Raw genomic sequence first — 19739 nt, 5'->3', positions numbered from 1 at the left:
GAAATCCACTCCTCGTTCACCGCCTCGTTGACGCGCGGCAGGATCCGCATCACCTCGCGGCCGCGGGTATCGACCCGGATCGCCGAGCCGACGCCGTCCATCACATCGATCGACTGCGTCTTGCCGAGCTCCCAGGGCCGGGCCGCGAAGGCATAGGGTTTCGAGGTCAGCGCGCCGACCGGGCAGATATCCACCAGATTGCCCTGCAGCTCCGAGGTCAGCGCCGACTCCAGATAGGTGGTGATCTCCATGTCCTCACCGCGGCCGGTCGCGCCCATTTCCGGCACGCCGCAGACTTCGGCGGCGAAGCGGACGCAGCGCGTGCACTGGATGCAGCGGTTCATCGAGGTCTTGACCAGTGCGCCGAGATACTTGTCCTCGACCGCGCGCTTGTTTTCAGCAAAGCGGCTGGTGTCGACGCCGTAGCCCATCGCCTGATCCTGCAGGTCGCACTCGCCGCCCTGATCGCAGATCGGGCAGTCCAGCGGATGGTTGATCAGCAGGAACTCCATCACGCCTTCGCGCGCCTTCCTCACCATCGGCGACCGGGTCGAGATTTCGGGCGGCTCACCCTTGGGACCCGGACGGCAATCGCGAACCGCCCAGGCGCAGCTTGCCACCGGCTTCGGGCCGCCCTTCACCTCGACCAGGCACATCCGGCAATTGCCGGCGATCGACAGCCGCTCGTGGTAGCAAAAGCGCGGAATTTCCGCGCCCGCCATTTCACAGGCCTGCAGCAGCGTGAAGTCCGCGGGGACATCGATTTCTTTGCCATCGACGATGAGTATGGTCATTGCCTCAAGTCTTTCACAGCTGCCGGTCGGATATCGTGACGCCGGCGGTCTTCATGGTTGCCCATCGTCTCTCAATGCGTTGCGTCCGACAGTTCGAGACGCTTCTCGATCCGTTCGACGACGCGGTGTTCCAGACGATCCAGTCTGCGGTTGACTCCGGCCCGTCCTTCATCGACGGGCGTGACACGCACCTTCAGGTCATGAAGATCCTCCGCCATTCGCTCGGTGCGCTGATCAATCTTGCGCAGGATCGAAAGAAAGATGTTATCCGGTTCGTCTGCCATCGCTCCCCCCTACTCAGCCGCGACCATGTGGGCGGGATCGCGAATGCCGGCGTCGTCGGCATCCGCCTTGTGCGAATACCGGTCGATGCGTTCCTCGATCTCGTGACGGAAATGCGCGATCAGGCCCTGGATCGGCCACGCCGCGGCGTCACCGAGCGCGCAGATGGTGTGACCCTCGACCTGCTTGGTTACTTCCAGCAGCATGTCGATCTCGCGCTTGTGGGCGCGGCCCTCGGCCATGCGGGTCAGCACCCGCCACATCCAGCCGGTGCCCTCGCGGCATGGCGTGCACTGGCCGCAGCTCTCATGCTTGTAGAAATAGCTGATGCGGGCGATGGCGCGGACCAGATCGGTCGACTGGTCCATGACGATCACCGCCGCGGTGCCGAGGCCCGAGCGCATTTCGCGCAGGCTGTCGAAATCCATCAGGGCGACTTCGGACATCTCGCGCGTGATCAGCGGCACCGAGGAGCCGCCGGGGATGATGGCCTTCAGATTGTCCCAGCCGCCGCGCACGCCGCCGCAATGCTCTTCCAGCAGCTGACGCAGCGGGATCGACATGACCTCTTCGACGTTGCACGGCCGGTTCACGTGGCCGCTGATCGACATGATCTTGGTGCCGGTGTTGTTCGGCCGGCCGAAGCCCGCGAACCATTCGGCCCCGCGGCGCAGGATGGTGCCCACCACCGCGATCGACTCGACGTTGTTGACCGTGGTCGGGCAGCCGTAGAGGCCGGCGCCGGCCGGGAACGGCGGCTTGAGGCGCGGCTGGCCCTTCTTGCCCTCCAGGCTTTCCAGCAGGGCCGTCTCCTCGCCGCAGATGTAGGCCCCGGCGCCGTGGTGGATGTAGACGTCGAAATCCCAGCCGTGGACGTTGTTCTTGCCGATGAGTTTGGCCTCATAGGCCTGTTTGACCGCGGCCTCCATGCGCTCGCGCTCCAGCACATATTCGCCGCGCAGATAGATGTAACAGGCCTTGGCCTGCATCGCGAAGGAGGCGATCAGACAGCCCTCGATCAGCAGGTGGGGATCATGGCGCATGATCTCCCGGTCCTTGCAGGTGCCCGGCTCGGATTCATCGGCGTTGACGACCAGATAGTGAGGACGGTCCTTCACCTCTTTCGGCATGAAGGACCATTTCAGACCCGTGCCGAAGCCGGCGCCGCCGCGGCCGCGCAGGCCGGAGTTCTTGACGTTGGTGATGATCCAGTCGCGCCCGAGGTCGAGCATGTCCCTGGTCGCGTTCCACGCGCCACGCGTCTTCGCCCCCTCCAGCGTCCAGTCATGGAAGCCGTACAGGTTGGTGAAGATGCGATCCTTGTCTTCGAGGATGCCGACCATCAGTGAGCCTTGAAAGGATTAGTACGGCGCCACCGCTTTTCGCGGCGGGTGCCCAACACAAAGAGAGGCAATCCAGCAAGGACGCCCGCGGCAGCGACGAAAAGCCAACCTAAGGAAAGCGGAGCATCGTCACCCAGCGCAAGGATGCCGACGAGAACCGCAGCAAACCAGATCAGGAGGGCGGCAGTAATCGGGCCTCGGCCCTGCATGATCGCCTCGCGATTCCAAGCGCCGAACTTGATCGCTTCTTCAGAACGGGTGGGTTCCGGCAAGGACCGCTGCCGTTCCACGAACTCCTTGAGGTCTATTCCCTCGACCATCACCCTTCCTCCCGCATGCGCTGGCGGTGATAGCGGGTGCGCAGGAAGATGGCGGCCAGCATCAAGGCCCAGCCGAGCGCCAGCGCCGCATAGCCGCCCCACTGCACGGTCGGCCCGACGGCTCCGGCATAACCGGCGGCCCAGACGGCAATGGCCCCGCCCACGACGAGGGCGAAACCGGCCAGACGCTGGCTGCGCCCGACCATCCGCAGCTCGGCACGGTAGGCGGCGACGGCTTCGTCGTTGGACAGGTCGGGGCCACTCATTGCAGGCTGCCCTTGAAACTCCCTTCCCCCTCGAGGGGGGAAGGGTCGGGGATGGGGGTGAATGCTCGGTGCTTCAGGAACTGGCGCGAAAGGCACCGCGCCAACTGCGCCTCCTGGCGCGACGACGGCGCGCGCACCCCCATCCAACCCTCCCCCATCGAGGGGGAGAGCTCTTTGAGCATGGTCACTCCGGAAGCTGTTGAAGTCACCACCGTCATGCCGTCACCGGTTCGCTGTTCGGCAGTTTCTTGATCTTCCTGGCCGCCGAGCCGTCATAGAGTTTGGGGTCGGTCAGGGTCAGCGCCCCGCCTTCCGGCTCCGAACTCACACGCCCGACCCGCGACCCCGGCTTGGGCTGCTTGCCGGCGGCGAAGTCGTCGATGACCTGCGCCATGGTTTCGGCGGTCAGGTCCTCGAAATAATAGTCGTTGATCTGGGCCATCGGCGCATTGGCGCAGGCGCCGAGGCATTCGACCTCCTGCCAGGTGAAGCGGCCGTCGGCGCTCAGCACGTCCTTGGGGCCGATCTTCTTCTTGCAGACCTCCATCAGATCACCGGCGCCGCGCAGCATGCACGGCGTGGTGCCGCAGACCTGGATCAGGGCGGCCGAACCGACCGGCTCGAGCATGAACATGGTGTAGAAGGTCGCGACCTCCAGCACCCGGATGTAGGGCATGCCCAGCAGGTCCGCGATGGCTCGCAAACCCGGCTCAGGGCACCAGCCCTCCTGCTTCTGCACCAGCCACAGGATCGGGATCACCGCCGACTGGCGACGGTCGGCCGGGTATTTGGCAATCCACCAGTCGGCCTTGGCCTTCGTCGCCTTCGAGAAGGCGAACGAGGCCGGCTGTACCTTGGCGAGACGACGAACGCTCATCAGACTTCCATCTCGGTAGTGACCACACCGCTTCCCATGTATTTCTTGCGCACGGTCAGCACCTTCCACTGGCCTGAGCGACGCAGCAGGAAACTGTGATGAAGCGGCTCTCCATGCGGGCTGCTCGAGGAATAGCTGTGCAATTCCCAGCCCTGCGAAAGGGCGGCGCTCAACGCCTTGTCGCTCATCGCGCCCTCCCCATCCACCGGCCAAGCCGCTCGCTCCACACCGCGCGGCCGGCATTGTTCAGATCACGCGACAGCCACGACATCGGCGGCAGGAAACGCACGGCCATCTGCCCGGCGAAGATGGCGCCGCTCATCCACACGAACGAGCGCAGATTGGCCTCCCAGAAACCCCGGCCCTCTTCCAGATAGCCGAGCCGGTAGGCGCCGCGCACGAACGTCACCCCCGCCAGACCCGGCGCCGCGACGACGGCGCTGGCCAGGACGAATTTCATCCGGCCCATGATGGCGCGGCGTTTCGGGGAGAACGCCGTCTGCAACATGATGGCGAACGTCAGCAGGCCGGCGAAGGCGACGCCCTGCATCTGGGTGAAGATCGGATCGACGGCGAAGGCGCTCATTGGGCGGGCTCCGGCGCAGCTGGAGCCGTCTGGAACGGCAGATAGTCCGCGCGGGTGATCAGGCAGTTCTGCACGCGATAGATGACGACGCCGCGTCCTCCGCCCTGCGCCCACGAAACCGTCTCATCGTCGATGACGTAATCGCCGGAGACTATCCGGGTCTCGATGACCACCTGTGCCGGGCCCCTCGCAGCGAAGGCCCGGGCATAGCGGGCCTGAATGGCTTCGCGGCCGCTGAACGTCACCACGCCCGGATGGTCCGTCATCACCGCATCGGCGGCATAGTGGGACGCGAACGCCTCCGCGTCGCGCGCGCGCCAAGCGGCGAGCTGCTGGTCAATGACGGCGGCGGGATCGCAGTCGAACATCACCGGTCCACTTCCCCGAACACGATATCCAGCGACCCCAGGATGGCCGAGACGTCGGCCAGCATATGCCCGCGGTTCATCCAGTCCATGGCCTGCAAGGAGCGGAAACCCGGGGCCGAAATCTTGACCCGGTACGGTTTGTTGGTGCCGTCGCTGACCAGATAGATGCCGAACTCGCCCTTGGGCGCCTCGACCGAGGCATAGACCTCGCCCTCGGGCGTGCGGAAGCCTTCGGTGTAGAGTTTGAAGTGGTGGATCAGGGCTTCCATCGACCGCTTCATTTCACCGCGGCGCGGCGGGACGATCTTGTTGTTCTCGGTCATCACCGGCTCGCCGGGGCAGTTTCGCAGCAGGTGGATGCACTGCTCCATGATCCGCACCGACTGTTTCATCTCCTCGATGCGGCACAGGTAGCGGTCCCAGCAGTCGCCGTTCTTGCCGACCGGAATATCGAACTCCAGATCGGCATAGCATTCGTAGGGCTGCGACTTGCGCAGATCCCACGGAATGTCCGAGCCGCGCAGCATCACCCCGGTGAAGCCCCAGTCCAGCGCCTGCTGTTTCGACACCACGCCGATGTCGACGTTGCGCTGTTTGAAGATGCGGTTCTCGGTGACAAGGGATTCAATGTCGGACAGGGCCGCGGGGAATTCGCGGCACCAGCGGCCGATGTCGTCGACCAGCTCATTGGGCAGGTCCTGATGGACGCCGCCGGGCCGGAAATAGTTGGCGTGCAGACGGGCGCCCGAGGCCCGCTCGTAGAACACCATCAGCTTCTCGCGTTCCTCAAAGCCCCACAGCGGCGGCGTCAGGGCGCCGACGTCCATGGCCTGGGTGGTCACGTTCAGCAGGTGCGAGAGGATGCGGCCGATCTCGGAATACAGCACCCGGATCAGCTGGGCCCGGTAGGGCACGTCGACGCCCAGCAGTTTTTCGATGGCCAGGCAGAAGGCGTGCTCCTGGTTCATCGGCGCGACATAGTCGAGGCGATCCAGATAGGGCACGTTCTGCAGATAGGTCCGCGCCTCCATCAGCTTTTCGGTGCCGCGGTGCAGCAGGCCGATGTGAGGATCGACGCGCGTCACCAGCTCGCCGTCCAGCTCCAGCACCAGACGCAGCACGCCGTGGGCGGCCGGATGTTGCGGGCCGAAATTGATCGTGAACTTCCGGTCGTCCAGCGCGCGGGCGTGGTCGGTCAGGCCATCATCGAAGATGTCGGTGGCGCCGATCGGCAGGGGGGTGTTGTGACCGTCAGCCATCAGGCCTTGCTCCCCGCCAGTCCTTGCGCCTTCTCGTCGCCCGGCAGGATGTCGAGCGAATATTCCGCGCCTTCCCACGGAGACAGGAAATCAAAATTCCGGAACTCCTGGGTCAGTTTGACGGGTTCATAGACCACCCGCTTCTGCTCCTCGTCGTAACGCACTTCGACATAGCCGGTCATGGGGAAGTCCTTGCGCAGCGGATGCCCCTGGAAGCCATAGTCGGTCAGCAACCGGCGCAGGTCCGGATGCCCCTCGAACAGCATGCCGTACATGTCGAACGCCTCGCGCTCGAACCAGTCGGCGCACGGGAAGACGCCCACGGCGCTGGGCACCGGCTGGACCTCGTCGGTGGTCAGTTTGACCCGCACGCGCGTGTTCCGCGTCATGGACAGCAGGTGATAGACGACCTCGAACCGCTCCTCACGGTCCGGAAAGTCGACGCCGCAGAGGTCCAGCAGCTGCTGGAACCCGAACCGGTCCTTCAGCGCCGTCAGCACCTCGAGGATGCTCGCGCGATCCGTAATCAGCGTCAGCTCGCCGAACGCCACCTGGGCCTCGACGCCCAGCGCGCCCACCATCTCGGCGCCCAGCGGCGTCAGCGCGGTTTCCAGCTCCGCGATGCGTGCGAGCGCGTTCATCGGTCGATCGTCCCGGTGCGGCGGATCTTCTTCTGCAGCTGCAACAGGCCGTACAGCAGCGCCTCCGCGGTGGGCGGGCAACCCGGCACATAGACATCCACCGGCACAACGCGATCGCAACCGCGAACGACGCTGTAACTGTAGTGGTAATATCCGCCGCCATTGGCGCAGCTGCCCATGGACAGCACATAGCGCGGGTCCGGCATCTGGTCGTAGACCTTGCGCAGGGCCGGAGCCATCTTGTTGGTCAGGGTGCCGGCCACGATCATCAGATCCGACTGGCGCGGGCTGGCGCGCGGGGCCATGCCGAACCGCTCCATGTCGAAGCGCGGCATCGACGCCTGCATCATCTCGACGGCGCAGCAGGCGAGCCCGAACGTCATCCACATCAGCGAGCCGGTGCGGGCCCAGTTGATGACGTCGTCCAGCGAAGTGGTGATGAAGCCGCGCTCGCCCAGCTCGGCGTTCACGGCTTCGAAGAATTTGTCGTGGATGGCCGGGTCGTAGCCCTCGACCGACGACCGGGCGCCGGTGTTGAACATGGTGGTGCTCATCGGCGTGGCCAGACGCGAGGACGCCGGCCCCACCGGCGATGCGCCCTGGTTGCCGACGCCGATCAGCGGCGTGTTGTTGGTCGTCACTCCCATTCGAGCGCGCCCTTCTTCCATTCGTAGATGAAGCCGACAGTCAGCACCCCGAGGAAGACCATCATCGACCAGAAGGCGAACACCATGCCCGAGCGCGACAGGTCGAACATCGACACCGCCCAGGGGAACAGGAAAGCCACCTCCAGATCGAAGATGATGAACAGGATCGACACCAGATAGAAGCGGACGTCGAACTTCATGCGCGCGTCGTCGAACGCGTTGAAGCCGCACTCATAGGCCGACAGCTTCTCCGAGTCCGGGTTCTTCGGGGCCAGCACCCAGGCCGCCAGCATGAAGCCGACGCCGAGCGCCGCCGCGATCCCGAGAAAGATCACGATCGGCAGATATTCGAGCAGGAATGCGTTCATCCGGAAGGGACCTTGTCCGCCGTCAAAGGGAGGGGCGGATTCGGCGCTTTCTAGCCTTGGAACCGCGCCCGTTCAAACCCATGTGACGAAAGGTTTTTCTTGCGAACGTTTCGCAGCTTTGCGGCCCCTTCGACGCCGGCCTTCACAGGCCTCCGACGCGGCCGAAAAACTGTCCCGGGCCGTCGCTCGTCGCTTGACAGTGCGAGCCCCCCCCGCCTAAACGACGCCCCTCGCCGCGAAGCACTGCTCCGCGTCGGGAATACGCGGGTGTAGCTCAGTTGGTTAGAGTGCCGGCCTGTCACGCCGGAGGTCGCGGGTTCGAGTCCCGTCACTCGCGCCATTCCCTTTGATCTCGAAATCAGGGAATGGCGCGGCCCCCCGCCGGTGCGAACCGGTCTCCCCGTCACCGCAGCGTCAGCACCGCATCCTCGGCCGCCAACGCCTGTTCGCGCCCGTCCGGCCCCGCCGTGATCTGCACGAAGCTGAAGCCGCGCGCGGTCAGTTCGTCCAGCAGGTCGGGCAGGGCCCGGATCATCTGCGGCCGGGTTTCGTGCAGGATCAGCACCCCGCCCCGGTTGCTCTCCATCGCGTTCAGGGTGACCCGCGTGATCGATTCGGAGGAATAGCCGCGCCAGTCGTCGGTGCCGGCCTCGGCCGAGACGACGATGATCCCGCGCTGGTTCAGCCAGTCCGCCATATACGCCCCCTCGCCCAGACCCGGAAAGCGGAACATCGGCTCGATCCGGGCGCGTTCCTCGGGCGTGGCGTCGGCCAGGGCGGCCTCGAGGGCGGCGTAGCTCTTGCGCACTTCGCTGACCTGGGCTTCGCGCGCCCAGTAGCGGAGATAGGTCGGGTGCGACCAGCTGTGGCTGGCGACATTGTGACCCCGGCGCACGACCTCGCGCACCTGTTCGGGATGCGCCCGCACATACTGGCCGACGAAGAAGAAGGTCGCCTTGATGCCGCGCTCATCGAGGATGTCCAGCACCCGGCTGTTGTAGATCGGGCTGGGGCCGTCATCGAAGGTCAGGGCGATCGCCTTGGGCGGCAGCGGCGTCCGGACATGCTGGATCGAGCCATAGCGCCCCGGCGGCATCGCCAGGATCGCCTGACCCGCCTGCACAGTCGCTACCGCGATATGGGGCGCCTCGCTGCCCTCGGCAGGCGCCCGGGGCAGCCAGACGGCGAAGGCGGCCGTCAGGGCGATCAGGAACAGACGCACACACCCTCCCCCGAGGTTTCAGACCCGCACGCTAGCGCCCTGGCGCGACCCGGCGAGCGCGCGCAACCCGCGGGGGATAATGGAAGCTAAGGGTTCCGGCCCGCGACCAGAACGTTCTGAACCCGACGGCCCAAGGGATCGCGCGACTGCCAGGTCTGGCCGATCTGGGCCTCGACCATCTCGGTGCAGAAGCGCGGAACCAGCATATAGGGCCGCATATTGGTCAGACAGACCCGCTCGCCGGTGACCGTCCAGCGCGCCGCCAGGCGACGACCGTCGGAGAACTGGGCCAGATAGGTGCCGTCAGGATTGAACCAGTGCTTGACCCAGCCGCCATCCGGATAGCGCGACACGACTGTATTGCCGAATACGGAATTCATTTCGGCCCAAACGGGGCCCGCAGCCAGACATGCGACAGCCAGTGTCGCGACGGCAAGCGTTCGCAGCATACAAAGCCCCATATCAACCCTTCCCAGCGCAGATTATTAACAATCGGTTAGGGAATGCCAAGCCCCGACGCCGGGCACACGAATAGTTGACTCTGGCGTGGGGGCTTCTATATGCGGCGCACGTTCGGGACAGGACTGGCGATTCGCGCCGCCCGCTCGCCCATAGCAGGGCGGTTCCGCGACATCGCACGACGGCCCGATGCGCGGGACGTCCTTATCCAGTCCAAGGACACATGACCGAATTCTCCCAGCTTGGCCTCTCGGCCACGACTCTCAAGGCCGTCGCCGACACCGGCTACACCACCGCCACCCCGATTCAGGCCTCGGCCATTCCCGTCGCCCTCGCGGGTCGCGACGTGCTCGGCATCGCCCAGACCGGCACCGGCAAGACCGCCGCCTTCACCCTGCCGATGATCGACCGGCTGTCGTCGGGACGCGCCAAGGCCCGCATGCCGCGCGCCCTCGTCCTGGCCCCCACCCGCGAACTGGCCGATCAGGTCGCATCATCGTTCGAGAAATACGCCAAGGGCACCAAGCTGAGCTGGGCCCTGCTGATCGGCGGCGTCTCCATGGGCGACCAGGTGACCCTGCTGAACAAGGGCGTCGATGTCCTGATCGCCACGCCCGGACGCCTGCTGGACCTGTTCGAGCGGGGCAAGGTGATGCTGAACGGCGTCGAGATCATGGTCATCGACGAAGCCGACCGCATGCTCGACATGGGCTTCATCCCCGACATCGAGCGCATCTTCAAACTGACGCCGCCGCGCCGCCAGACGCTGTTTTTCTCGGCCACCATGCCGCCCGAGATCACCCGGCTGACGACCCAGTTCCTCAAGGATCCGACCCGGCTGGAGGCCTCGCGTCCCGCCATGACGGCCGAGACCATCACCCAGTATCTGGTCCGCATTCCCTCCAGCGATCCCAAGGCCAAGCGCGCCGCCCTGCGCGCCCTGATCGGCCGCGCCGACGTGCGCAACGGCATCGTCTTCTGCAACCGCAAAACCGAAGTCGATGTCGTCGCCAAGTCGCTGAAACAGCACGGCTTCGACGCCGCGCCGATCCATGGCGACCTCGACCAGTCGCTGCGCATGAAGACCCTCGCCGCCTTCCGCTCGGGCGAGTTGAAGCTGCTGGTCGCCTCCGACGTCGCGGCGCGCGGCCTCGACATCCCCGACGTCAGCCACGTCTTCAACTACGACGTCTCGCACCACGCCGACGATTATGTGCACCGCATCGGCCGCACCGGTCGCGCAGGCAAGACGGGCCAGACCTTCATGATCGTGACTCCTGCGGACGACCGGTCGCTCGACAAGGTTCTGAAGCTGATCAAGATGGATCCCATTGAGCTGACCCTGGATGGCGTCGACTTCTCGCCCGGCAAGGACCAGCCGCGCCGCGACTCGGGTCGTTCCGAGCGCGCTCCGGTTCGCAGCCGTGGCCGGGGTCCGCGGGAAACGCCGCAGAACGCCGCTGTCGAACCGGTCGCGGCTGTCGAGCCGGCGCCCGCGCCCGAACCGGTCGCGAAAGCCGAGGTCGCCGTCGAGCCGCTCGCCCTTGATGTCGCGGCGTCGGACGCGGCCAAGCCGCGCCGGACCCGCAGCCGCCGCAGCGCCAAGCCCACCTTGGCGACGCCGATCGAGGCGGCACCTCCGGTCCCTGCCCCCGTCGAAACGCCCTCCGCCCCGTCCCAGGACCGCCCGGTGCAGGAGACCCACCTGCGCCAGTCGGACCGTCGCGGCGACAGCGCGAACCCTGAGCCGCAGCGCTCGAACGGCCGCCCGTTCGGCGAAGGCGATATTCCTGCCTTCTTGCGCCGGCCAGCCTCCCTCAAAAGCTGACTGAGCTCAAAAATCGACGGTCAGCGAACCGGATTTAACCCGACGTTACCGAACCACGCATAGCGTCGCGGGCGGTAGGTGGTCGCTCAGGGCGGCCCGTCGAGGAATTCGTATGGCGGCTCAGCTCGAAACCACTCTTCGGGGACCTGAAGCCTACGGCTTGGCGCGCCGGGTCATCGAGGCGATGGAATCAGCCGGCGTCTGGCCGACTCCGCTGAATTTCGAGATCTGGGTCCACTATCTGGGCGACCCGGAAGGGCCGTTGGGCCGGGAAATCAAACGTATCCTGGCGGCGTCCGAGCCGTTTACCGAGGCGACGGCTGACATGCTGGCCGCCGAATACCTGCCGCGCGGGCGTTTGACCGAAGAGATTCGCGACGCCGGTCGCGAGCTGGATCGGGAACTTTCCAGCGTGTCCGAAGCCATCTCTAAGGCCCACGAATCGCAGGCCGCCTACGGCCAGACCCTGGACAAGGCCGCGACAAGCATCGAGGCCGCCGGCGACGGAGCCGGCCTCCAGACCATCGTTTCCGGCCTCACCTCGGCCACCCGCAAGGTCCAGCGGGAGAATGAGACGCTGGAGAAGCGGCTGGATGACTCGACGCGGGAGGTCGCTCGTCTGCGCGAAAACCTCGAACAGGTGCGCCGCGACGCCATGACTGACGCCCTGACCAATCTGGCCAATCGCAAGGCGTTCGACGAACACCTCGAATCTGCCTGCGCCCAGGCCGAGACCGGGGGCGGAGCCCTGACCCTTGCCGTGCTCGATATCGACCACTTCAAGCGGTTCAACGACACCTGGGGGCACCAGACCGGCGACCAGGTCCTTCGCTATGTCGCCAGCGTCATGGGGCGGGTGGCCAAGGCGCCCCGCATCGCCGCCCGCTACGGCGGCGAGGAGTTCGCCATGATCTTCCCGCACGAGAGCAGGGCCCAGGTGGAGACCGCGCTGGAGGCTATCCGCAAGGAGATCGCCTCCCGCTCGCTGCGCCGCCGCTCGACCGACGATGAACTGGGGGCGGTGACCTTGTCCGCCGGCTTTGCCCAGCGCCGGCCGGGCGAAACCGCTTCCGCCCTGCTGGATCGCGCCGACGCAGCGCTCTACGCCTCCAAACACGCCGGCCGGAACCGCGTCACCAGCGCCGACCGTCTCGACCAGGCCGCCTGAAGCCCTTCCGCCCGGGCCGTTTCGCGGCATAGTGGACCGATGCGCAGCTTCGCCTTCAACGTCGCCTATTGGCTCCTGTCGATTGTCTATGCCTCGGCCGCCGCCTTCGCGGCCCTGACCCCCGGTCGCGGCGCGACCAGCTGGATCATCCGCCGCTATGTGAAGCGGATGGTGCAGGCCATGCGGCTGTTGGCCGGCATCAGCCTGCAGGTGCGGGGCCGCGAACGCCTGCCGGCCGGCGCCTTCATCATCGCCTCGAAACACCAGAGCTGGGGCGACGGCTTCGCCACCTACGACCAGTTCGACGACCTGGCCTTCGTCACCGGCGACCATCTGGAGAAATTTCCGCTGCTCGGCACGGTGCTGCGCAAGCTGGGCGCCATCGTCGTCAACAACTGCGGCGGCCGCGAAGCTCGCGATTCGCTGAAACAGAGCGGCGCGACGGCCCACGCCGCGGGCCGCAAGATCCTGATCTATCCCGAGGGCAATCTCGCGAAGGTCGGCGAGAAATTCCGCTACCGCTCGGGCGTCTGGCACATGTACCGCGACTTCGACATGCGGGTCGTACCCTTGGCCACCAACCTCGGCCTGTTCTGGCCGCAGGAGGCATTCCGCAAGAATCCGGGCGTGGCGACGCTGGAATTCCTCGATCCCCTTCCGACGGGGTTGGGCAAGGAGGAGTTTCTGGCCCGGCTGGAAGCCGCCGTCGAAGGCAAAACCGCGGAACTGATCGCCGAGGCGACAGGCCGCCCGGCTGCGCCGGCGGTGCGGATGCTGGCGCCCGATGAAGTGGCGCGGGCGGCGAAACTGGCGGCGGCAACGGCGTGACCAAGACGTTCCGCGACAGGACCTACACCGTTGATCTCGGCTCGGACGTGAACCCGCGCGACGGTATGGTCCTTGAGCTTCGGGACGCGCAGGACGGGATGGTCGCCGAGGTCTATTTCGACGATCCGACGGGCGACTTCACCGTCACCACCGGTTCTACTGGCGTGCCGCTGGAGGTCATCGAGTGGCTGATAGCCGAAGCGAAGACTCAACTGCCTCCCAAGTGATCGGCGGTCCGAGCGAAGGCCGTTTCCGTCAGAGCTTAGCTTTCGACTTGCGCGGCTTCTTCGCCGCGACCTTGCGCAGGGCGGCTTCGACCGATTTTCGGGCCCAGTCCGCGGCTTCGTCCGGATCGTCCAGCGCGCTCTCCGGCAGCGACCAGTAGGCCATCGCCATCACCGCCCCGCCCTTTGTCGGATAGGTGAACTGCCGCGCCCCCGCGTCCGCGAGCAGCGGCGCGTTGCCTTCGTCCGCCTTCAGCCAGATGACGCCGTCATCCAGCAGGGCGAAGATCAGCCCGTTCGCATAGACGGCGGCCCCGCCGAACATCCGCCTTATCTCAAGCGGGCCCAAAGCGGAGAAATGCTCCCGCACCCATTCGCCGAAATCAGGATCATAGGCCATGGGTCAAGCCGCCGGGATCACCGCGCCATCGTATTTCTGCGCGATGAAATCCTTGACCGCCTGGCTGCGCAGCATGGCCGCCAGCGCCACAATGCGCGGATCGGTTCGGTTGTCCGGCCGCGCCACCAGATAGTTCACATAGGGACTGTCGGCCCCTTCCAGGGTCAGGGCGTCGGTGCGCGGCTTCAGGCCGGCGTCGAGGGCGTAGTTGGTGTTGATCACCGCCATGTCGACCTGATCCAGCACTCGCGGCAGGGTCGCGGACTCCAACTCGCGGAAGCGCAGGTTCTTCGGGTTTTCCACAATGTCACGCAGCGTCTGCAGCGGATTGACCGGATCCCTGAGCCGCACCAGCCCGGCCTTCTGTAGCAGGATAAGCGACCGGCCGATCGAGGAGGCGTCATTGGGCACCGCCACCTGCGCCCCGTCAGGCAGTTCAGCCAGCGTACGGAAGCGGCGCGAATAGGCCCCCAGCGGCTCCACATGCACCCCGGCCACTGTGATCAGGTCCGAGCCGCGCGAGGCGTTGAACTCGTCCAGGTAGGGCTTGGTCTGGAAATAGTTGGCGTCCAGCCGACCCTCGGCCAGCTGGGTGTTGGGCTGAACATAGTCATTGAACACCTTGATCTCGATCTGGATTCCTTCCGCCGCCAGTAACGGTTTGATGTGTTCCAGGATTTCGGCGTGCGGCACTGCGGTCGCCCCGACCATCAACGGCCCCGTGGTTCCGGCGGACTTGTCCGCTCCTTGCCCGCAGGCGGCGAGCGCCGTCGCGGCGGCGGCAAGGATCAGGAGCGAGCGGCGGTTCATGGCGGGCCTTTCGAGGGAGCGATCAGCGGTGGGAAACGGCGGCGACCAGCCGGTCGCCGAGCATCTGGAGAAGCTGCACCAGCAGGAGCAGCAGCACGACGGTGACGACCATGACATCGGTTTGAAAGCGCTGATAGCCGAAGCGGATGGCCAGGTCTCCCAAGCCCCCCGCACCGACCACCCCCGCCATGGCGGTATAGCTGACCAGGGCGATGGCGGTGACGGTCGCGCCGGCGAGGATGCCCGGCATGGCCTCGGGCAGCAGGGCGCGGGTCACGATCTGGAAAGTCGAGCCGCCCATGGCCTGGGTCGCCTCGACCACCCCCTTGTCGACCTCACGCAGCGCCGTCTCGACCAGCCGCGCATAGAAGGGCGCCGCGCCGAAGACCAGCGGCGGAATGGCTCCAGCCACGCCCAGCGACGTCCCGACCAGCAGCACCGTCACCGGCAGCATGACGATCAGCAGGATGATGAAGGGCACTGATCGCAGGATGTTGACGATCAGGGACAACACCGCATTCACGACCGGATTGGCCGCCAGTCGCCCCCTGCCGGACAGATACAACAGCACGCCGAGCGGAATGCCGAACGCAACCGTCAGCGCCATCGACCCGCTGAGCATCAACAGGGTGTCCCGCGACGCCCGCGCGATCTCAGGCCAATCCACGTTTGCGAAGAAGGCGTCCATCACGCGGCCTCCACCGTGACACCGCGCGCGGTCAACTGGGCCACGGCCGCTTCGGCGTCCCCGCCTGTGAAGGCCACGACCAGCTGGCCATAGGGCTCGCCGCGGATGCGGCTGATCCGCCCCGACAGGATCGAATAATCCACCCCCACCGAGCGCGCGACGCGGCTCAGTTCGGGCTCATAGGTCGAACCGCCGCGGAACGTCAGCTTCGCAAGCCGCCCGCCGGGCGGAACGGTCGTGGCGTCAAAACCTTCCTCGCCCTCAGCCAGCATGGCGCGGGTCGCGGCATGCAGCGGATGCAGGAAGACATCGGCGGTCGCCCCCTCCTCCACCACTCGCCCGTCCTTGAGCACCGCCACCCGATCGCAGACGCGGCGCACCACCTCCATCTGGTGGGTGATCAGCACGATGGTCAGTTTCAGGTCGCGGTTCAGCTGGTCCAGTAGCGACAGGATCTCATCCGTCGTCTCGGGATCCAGCGCGCTGGTCGCCTCGTCGCACAGCAGGACGCCGGGCTCGCAGGCCAGCGCCCGGGCGATGCCCACCCGCTGCTTCTGCCCGCCCGACAGCTGGGCTGGATGTTTCCGGCCATGCTCCGACAGCCCGAGTTGCTCCAGCAGCTCCGCCACCCGCCGATCGACATCCGCCGTCGGTCGGCCCTCCAGCCGCAGCGGGAAGGCCACGTTCTCGGCCACCGTCTTCGCGTTCAGCAGGTTGAAATGCTGGAAGATCATGCCGATCCGACGGCGCGCGGCGCGCAGCTCGGCCGGCGGCAGGGCCGTCATCTCGCGCCCGTCGACGGTCACCGTCCCCGCGTCAGGCCGTTCCAGCAGATTGATGGTCCGGATGAGGGTCGACTTGCCGGCCCCCGAACGTCCGACCACGCCGAACACCTGGCCCGCCTCGACCGTCAGATCGACTGCGTCCAGCGCCACGCGCTCGCCCGCCGCGCTGTGAAAGCGCCTTGTGACACCCTCCAGCCGGATCATCAGTCGATCTCGAACGCCTTGGCCGGAATGATGGTGACGCTCTCGCCGCAGCCGCAGGCGTCGGTCTGGTTCGGATTCCGGAACACGAATTTCGACGCCAGCTTCGTCGTCTCGTAGTCGATCTCGGACCCGATCAGGAACAGGATCGACTTGGGGTCGACGACAATCGTCGCGCCCTTGTCGGTCACCACCTCGTCCAGCGGCCCGATCTGGTCAGCGAAGGCGAAGGTGTATTCCTGCCCCGCGCAGCCGGCATTCTTCAGGCCGACGCGCAGCGCCTTGTGCCCGCCGGCCTCGGTCAATGCGCGCACCCGTTCAGCCGCCGCGTCGGTCAGGGTGACGATGGCGGGGCGCGGGCGGCGGGTGCGGGGCGTGGTGTGAAGCTCGGTCATGGGACGGTCCATCAGAACATGTTCAGGGCCAGCTTGGCCTCGTCGCTCATCTTCGACGCGTCCCACGGCGGATCGAAGGTCAGTTCCGCCCGGGCTGACTTGACACCCTCGACCTTCCGCACTGCGTCCTCGACCCAGCCGGGCATCTCGCCCGCCACCGGGCAGCCGGGGGCCGTCAGGGTCATCTCGATGGCCACATCGCGGTCGTCCGACAGGTCGACCTTGTAGATCAGCCCCAGCTCATAGATGTCGACCGGGATTTCCGGGTCGAACACCGACTTGAGCGCCACGATGATGTCGTCCGTCATCCGGTCGATCTCGCCCTGGGCCAGGGCGCTCTTCTGCGGCGCGTCCCAGGCTTCGGCGAAGGCCGCGCTGTCAGTCATCGGGGTCGTCGGGTCGCTCATGCGAAGAACTCACGGGCCTTGATCAGGGCGTCGGCGAAGGCGTCGGCGTCCTCGAGGGTGTTATATAGGGCGAAGCTGGCGCGGGCGCTCGACGTCAGGCCAAATCGTTTCGCCAGCGGCTCGGCGCAATGCAGGCCGGCGCGCACGGCGACGCCGTAGCGGTCCATCACCTGGGCGATATCGTGGGCATGGGCGCCCTCGACGGTGAAGGTCAGGATGGCGCCCTTCCCTTCGGCTTCGCCGACGACCTTCAGCCAGTTGACGCCCTCCAGCCGCTCGCGGGCATGGGCGTAGACCGCGCACTCATGCGCCGCGACCGCCCCATGGTCGAACCGCGTCAGCCATTTGATCGCCGCGCCCAGGCCGATGGCCTCGAGGATCGGCGGCGTCCCCGCCTCGAACCGGTGCGGCGGCTTGGCATAGGTGACCCTGTCCATCGCGACCGTCTCGATCATCTCGCCGCCGCCCTGATACGGCGGCAGGGCATCCAGCGACTCGGCGGTCCCATAGAGCGCGCCGATCCCGGTCGGGCCGTACAGCTTGTGGCCGGTGAAGACATAGAAGTCGCAGCCGATGGCCTGGACGTCCGGCGCCGCGTGCACCGCACCCTGACAGCCGTCGATCAGCACCCGCGCCCCGACCGCGTGGGCCATCCCGGTGATCGCCTGCACCGGATTGATGGTCCCCAGCACGTTCGACATGTGGGTGACCGCGACGACCTTTGTTCTCGGCCCCAGCAGGTCGGTATAGGCCGCCATATCCAGCGAGCCGTCGTCCAGCACCGGAATCCACCTCAGCACCGCCCCGCACCGCTCGCGCAGCATATGCCAGGGCACGATGTTGGAGTGGTGCTCCATCTGGCTGACGATGATCTCGTCGCCCGGCCGGATCGACTGGCCGATCCCGGCCGCGACCAGGTTGATGGCCTCGGTCCCCCCCTTGGTCCAGACGATGTTGGTCGCCGCCTCGGCGTTCAGGAACCGCGCCACGCCCTCGCGCGCCGCCTCGAAGGCCTCGGTCGTCTCATTGGCCAAGGTGTGAAGGCCGCGATGGACGTTGGCATAGCTGCCTTCCATCGCCGCCGTCATGGCGTCGATAACAGCCCGCGGCTTCTGCGCCGATGCGGCGGAGTCCAGATAGACCAGCGGCCTGCCGTTCACCGACCGCGACAGGATCGGGAACTGGGCCCGGGCGGCGTACACATCAAAGCCCTCCCCCTCGACGGGGGAGGGTTGGGTGGGGGTGTTCGCACCGACGGCGGCGGGTCCGGAACCTGGGGCGCAATCGACGACGCCTCCCGCGCCCGCTGCGGAGAAACTGGCGCACGCACCCCCATCCCCGGCCCTTCCCCCGTCGAGGGGGAAGGGTGAAGAAGGAGCCACCGTCACAGCCTCGCCTCCAACCACGCGCGAACCACCTCTCTCGCGCCCTCGTGCCCAATCCGGTCGACGACCTCGATCAGAAAGGCCTGGGTCAGCAACGCCCGGGCCTCGTCGGCCGGCAACCCCCGCTGCTGCATATAGAACAGCGCCGCCTCGTCCAGATTGCCGACCGTATTGCCGTGCGCGCACTGCACGTCGTCAGCGTAAATTTCCAGCTCCGGCTTGGCGTCCACCTCGGCCCGCTCGCCGAGGATCAGGGCGTGGTGACCCATGCGCGCATCCGTCCCGTCGGCCCCGCGCTCGACGACGATCTTGCCCTGGAAGACGCCGCGCGCGGTGTCGCGGACGACGCCCTTGGTCAGTTGCGAGGTGACGCCGTTGAGGCCGTTGTGGTGAACGACGCTGGTCAGGTCGGAATGCCGCGCGCCGTCCAGCAGATACAGGCCGTCGATCCGCACCTCGGCGCCTTGCCCCGGATGGGCCAGCCGCGTCTCATGCCGTTGCAGTTTCGCCCCCGTGGTCAGCACCGTCTGGGCGAAAGACGCGCCCTCGCCCATGCTCACCTCGGCGGTCGAGATGGACAGGGCGTCCGCCGCGTCGTCCTCGATCACCACCCGGATCAGCCGCGCCCCGGCGCCGAGGCTGATCTCCAGCGCGACATTGGACACATAGCCCGCCGCCCGGCCCTCATAGGTTTCCAGCAGCAGCAGCGACGCCCCCGCCTTGACCTCGACCGCCACGCTGGCCTGATGCCCCGCACCGTCCGCCGTCGAGACGAACCGCAGCCGCGCGATATGGTCGCCCGGCCCCTCGGCGACCAATCCGGGGAAGCCGTCACAGCGGCCGTTGACCACCGCCAGCTCGTTCCCGCCCAGCACCGCAAACGGCCCGCCCGGCGCGACCTCGCCCGCCGGCGACGCCGGCGGCGTCTCGCGCAGGAAGCGGCGCAGATCGGTGTATTTCCACGCCTCGACCCGGCGAGTCGGGAAGGAGGACGGGTCGCGGAGGTCGATCCGGGCGCTCATGCCGGCCGTCCCGCGACTCCCTTCCCCCTCGACGGGGGAAGGGTTGGGGATGGGGGTGGAGGCAGGCTTTCGGCGGACCTGACGCGAGAGGCGCGGACCGGGCCCTTCGCGCCCATCCGGGTCTCAGCGGCGCGAGCACCCCCACCCAACCCTCTCCCCTCGAGGG

Annotated in this window: 27 protein-coding genes and 1 tRNA gene; 5 read left to right on the top strand and 23 right to left on the bottom strand. The window is 66.7% G+C overall.

Translation table 11 applies throughout. The features are described from left to right. From Q8K49_RS10955 to Q8K49_RS10895, 13 genes are all read right to left on the bottom strand, one after another. Window positions 1–794 (bottom strand): 2Fe-2S iron-sulfur cluster-binding protein (locus tag Q8K49_RS10955; protein ID WP_305306039.1); only part of this gene is annotated, 794 nt, incomplete at its 3' end. Between the two features lie 71 nt (window positions 795–865). After that, a complete protein-coding gene (locus Q8K49_RS10950) occupies window positions 866–1078 on the bottom strand; it encodes a hypothetical protein (RefSeq protein ID WP_305306037.1) in 213 nt (70 codons plus the stop codon). A 9-nt stretch (window positions 1079–1087) separates the two neighbouring features. Next, a complete protein-coding gene (nuoF, locus tag Q8K49_RS10945) occupies window positions 1088–2419 on the bottom strand; it encodes an NADH-quinone oxidoreductase subunit NuoF (protein WP_305306036.1) in 1332 nt (443 codons plus the stop codon). Further along, window positions 2419–2739, bottom strand: a complete 321-nt coding sequence (locus tag Q8K49_RS10940; protein WP_305306034.1) for a hypothetical protein — start codon at window positions 2737–2739, stop codon at window positions 2419–2421. Before Q8K49_RS10940 ends, nuoF begins: the two co-directional genes overlap by 1 nt. Continuing rightward, window positions 2739–3005, bottom strand: coding sequence for a hypothetical protein (locus Q8K49_RS10935; protein WP_305306032.1), 267 nt, complete (start codon window positions 3003–3005; stop codon window positions 2739–2741). Before Q8K49_RS10935 ends, Q8K49_RS10940 begins: the two co-directional genes overlap by 1 nt. A 214-nt stretch (window positions 3006–3219) precedes the next feature. Next, window positions 3220–3882, bottom strand: a complete 663-nt coding sequence (nuoE, locus tag Q8K49_RS10930; RefSeq protein ID WP_305306031.1) for an NADH-quinone oxidoreductase subunit NuoE — start codon at window positions 3880–3882, stop codon at window positions 3220–3222. Beyond that, a complete protein-coding gene (locus tag Q8K49_RS10925) occupies window positions 3882–4070 on the bottom strand; it encodes a hypothetical protein (protein WP_305306029.1) in 189 nt (62 codons plus the stop codon). The genes nuoE and Q8K49_RS10925 overlap by 1 nt, the downstream gene beginning before the upstream one ends. Continuing rightward, a complete protein-coding gene (locus tag Q8K49_RS10920; protein ID WP_305306027.1) occupies window positions 4067–4468 on the bottom strand; it encodes a hypothetical protein in 402 nt (133 codons plus the stop codon). Before Q8K49_RS10920 ends, Q8K49_RS10925 begins: the two co-directional genes overlap by 4 nt. Next, a complete protein-coding gene (locus tag Q8K49_RS10915; RefSeq protein WP_305306025.1) occupies window positions 4465–4836 on the bottom strand; it encodes an SgcJ/EcaC family oxidoreductase in 372 nt (123 codons plus the stop codon). Before Q8K49_RS10915 ends, Q8K49_RS10920 begins: the two co-directional genes overlap by 4 nt. After that, window positions 4836–6095 (bottom strand): NADH-quinone oxidoreductase subunit D, encoded by a 1260-nt coding sequence (locus Q8K49_RS10910; protein ID WP_305306024.1) that lies wholly within the window; start codon window positions 6093–6095, stop codon window positions 4836–4838. The genes Q8K49_RS10915 and Q8K49_RS10910 overlap by 1 nt, the downstream gene beginning before the upstream one ends. Further along, window positions 6095–6709 (bottom strand): NADH-quinone oxidoreductase subunit C, encoded by a 615-nt coding sequence (locus tag Q8K49_RS10905; RefSeq protein ID WP_370867773.1) that lies wholly within the window; start codon window positions 6707–6709, stop codon window positions 6095–6097. Before Q8K49_RS10905 ends, Q8K49_RS10910 begins: the two co-directional genes overlap by 1 nt. A 23-nt stretch (window positions 6710–6732) precedes the next feature. Then, complete coding sequence (locus tag Q8K49_RS10900) at window positions 6733–7404, bottom strand: NADH-quinone oxidoreductase subunit B family protein (protein ID WP_370867771.1); 672 nt, start codon at window positions 7402–7404, stop codon at window positions 6733–6735. Further along, window positions 7374–7751: an NADH-quinone oxidoreductase subunit A gene (locus Q8K49_RS10895; protein ID WP_305306022.1), complete on the bottom strand. Its 378-nt coding sequence runs from the start codon at window positions 7749–7751 to the stop codon at window positions 7374–7376. The genes Q8K49_RS10900 and Q8K49_RS10895 overlap by 31 nt, the downstream gene beginning before the upstream one ends. A gap of 263 nt (window positions 7752–8014) precedes the next feature. Here Q8K49_RS10895 and Q8K49_RS10890 point away from each other — a divergent pair. Continuing rightward, a tRNA-Asp gene (locus Q8K49_RS10890) sits at window positions 8015–8091 on the top strand. Window positions 8092–8154: 63 nt separating this feature from the next. Here the strand turns inward: Q8K49_RS10890 and Q8K49_RS10885 are convergent. Next, window positions 8155–8973, bottom strand: a complete 819-nt coding sequence (locus Q8K49_RS10885; protein WP_305306020.1) for a polysaccharide deacetylase family protein — start codon at window positions 8971–8973, stop codon at window positions 8155–8157. A gap of 86 nt (window positions 8974–9059) precedes the next feature. Continuing rightward, a complete protein-coding gene (locus Q8K49_RS10880) occupies window positions 9060–9353 on the bottom strand; it encodes a hypothetical protein (RefSeq protein ID WP_305306018.1) in 294 nt (97 codons plus the stop codon). Window positions 9354–9655: 302 nt separating this feature from the next. Here Q8K49_RS10880 and Q8K49_RS10875 point away from each other — a divergent pair, with 302 nt between their 5' ends. From Q8K49_RS10875 to Q8K49_RS10860, 4 genes are all read left to right on the top strand, one after another. Then, the gene (locus tag Q8K49_RS10875) at window positions 9656–11260 is read left to right on the top strand and encodes a DEAD/DEAH box helicase (RefSeq protein WP_305306016.1); all 1605 of its coding nucleotides are present in this window, start codon (window positions 9656–9658) and stop codon (window positions 11258–11260) included. A gap of 112 nt (window positions 11261–11372) precedes the next feature. Beyond that, window positions 11373–12428: a GGDEF domain-containing protein gene (locus Q8K49_RS10870; RefSeq protein WP_305306014.1), complete on the top strand. Its 1056-nt coding sequence runs from the start codon at window positions 11373–11375 to the stop codon at window positions 12426–12428. A gap of 39 nt (window positions 12429–12467) precedes the next feature. Beyond that, the gene (locus tag Q8K49_RS10865) at window positions 12468–13256 is read left to right on the top strand and encodes a 1-acyl-sn-glycerol-3-phosphate acyltransferase (protein WP_305306012.1); all 789 of its coding nucleotides are present in this window, start codon (window positions 12468–12470) and stop codon (window positions 13254–13256) included. Further along, window positions 13253–13483, top strand: a complete 231-nt coding sequence (locus Q8K49_RS10860) for a hypothetical protein (protein WP_305306010.1) — start codon at window positions 13253–13255, stop codon at window positions 13481–13483. Before Q8K49_RS10865 ends, Q8K49_RS10860 begins: the two co-directional genes overlap by 4 nt. Before the next feature lie 28 nt (window positions 13484–13511). On the opposite strand, the gene Q8K49_RS10855 is transcribed toward Q8K49_RS10860, so the two are convergent. The 8 genes from Q8K49_RS10855 to sufD all read right to left on the bottom strand — a co-directional run bounded on the left by Q8K49_RS10855 (window position 13512) and on the right by sufD (window position 19573). Next, on the bottom strand, window positions 13512–13880 hold the full coding sequence (locus tag Q8K49_RS10855) for a TfoX/Sxy family protein (protein WP_305306008.1): 369 nt from the start codon (window positions 13878–13880) through the stop codon (window positions 13512–13514). A gap of 3 nt (window positions 13881–13883) precedes the next feature. Further along, window positions 13884–14690 (bottom strand): MetQ/NlpA family ABC transporter substrate-binding protein, encoded by an 807-nt coding sequence (locus Q8K49_RS10850; protein ID WP_305306006.1) that lies wholly within the window; start codon window positions 14688–14690, stop codon window positions 13884–13886. 22 nt (window positions 14691–14712) lie between these two features. After that, complete coding sequence (locus Q8K49_RS10845) at window positions 14713–15378, bottom strand: methionine ABC transporter permease (RefSeq protein ID WP_305306004.1); 666 nt, start codon at window positions 15376–15378, stop codon at window positions 14713–14715. Beyond that, a complete protein-coding gene (locus Q8K49_RS10840) occupies window positions 15378–16367 on the bottom strand; it encodes a methionine ABC transporter ATP-binding protein (RefSeq protein ID WP_305306002.1) in 990 nt (329 codons plus the stop codon). Before Q8K49_RS10840 ends, Q8K49_RS10845 begins: the two co-directional genes overlap by 1 nt. Further along, the gene (locus Q8K49_RS10835; RefSeq protein WP_305306000.1) at window positions 16367–16759 is read right to left on the bottom strand and encodes an iron-sulfur cluster assembly accessory protein; all 393 of its coding nucleotides are present in this window, start codon (window positions 16757–16759) and stop codon (window positions 16367–16369) included. The genes Q8K49_RS10840 and Q8K49_RS10835 overlap by 1 nt, the downstream gene beginning before the upstream one ends. Before the next feature lie 11 nt (window positions 16760–16770). Continuing rightward, window positions 16771–17145: an SUF system Fe-S cluster assembly protein gene (locus Q8K49_RS10830; protein ID WP_305306048.1), complete on the bottom strand. Its 375-nt coding sequence runs from the start codon at window positions 17143–17145 to the stop codon at window positions 16771–16773. A 17-nt stretch (window positions 17146–17162) separates the two neighbouring features. Continuing rightward, entirely contained in the window at window positions 17163–18368 is a 1206-nt protein-coding gene (locus tag Q8K49_RS10825) for an aminotransferase class V-fold PLP-dependent enzyme (protein WP_305305998.1), read from the bottom strand. 182 nt (window positions 18369–18550) lie between these two features. Continuing rightward, window positions 18551–19573 carry a Fe-S cluster assembly protein SufD gene (gene sufD / locus Q8K49_RS10820; RefSeq protein ID WP_305305996.1) on the bottom strand — a complete coding sequence of 341 codons (1023 nt, stop codon included), beginning with the start codon at window positions 19571–19573 and terminating at the stop codon, window positions 18551–18553. Between the last annotated feature and the right edge of the window lie 166 nt (window positions 19574–19739).

This window comes from Brevundimonas sp. (assembly GCF_030682035.1).
In the GTDB taxonomy this organism is placed as follows: Bacteria; Pseudomonadota; Alphaproteobacteria; order Caulobacterales; family Caulobacteraceae; genus Brevundimonas.
This window is presented reverse-complemented; position numbering and strand designations above follow the sequence as displayed.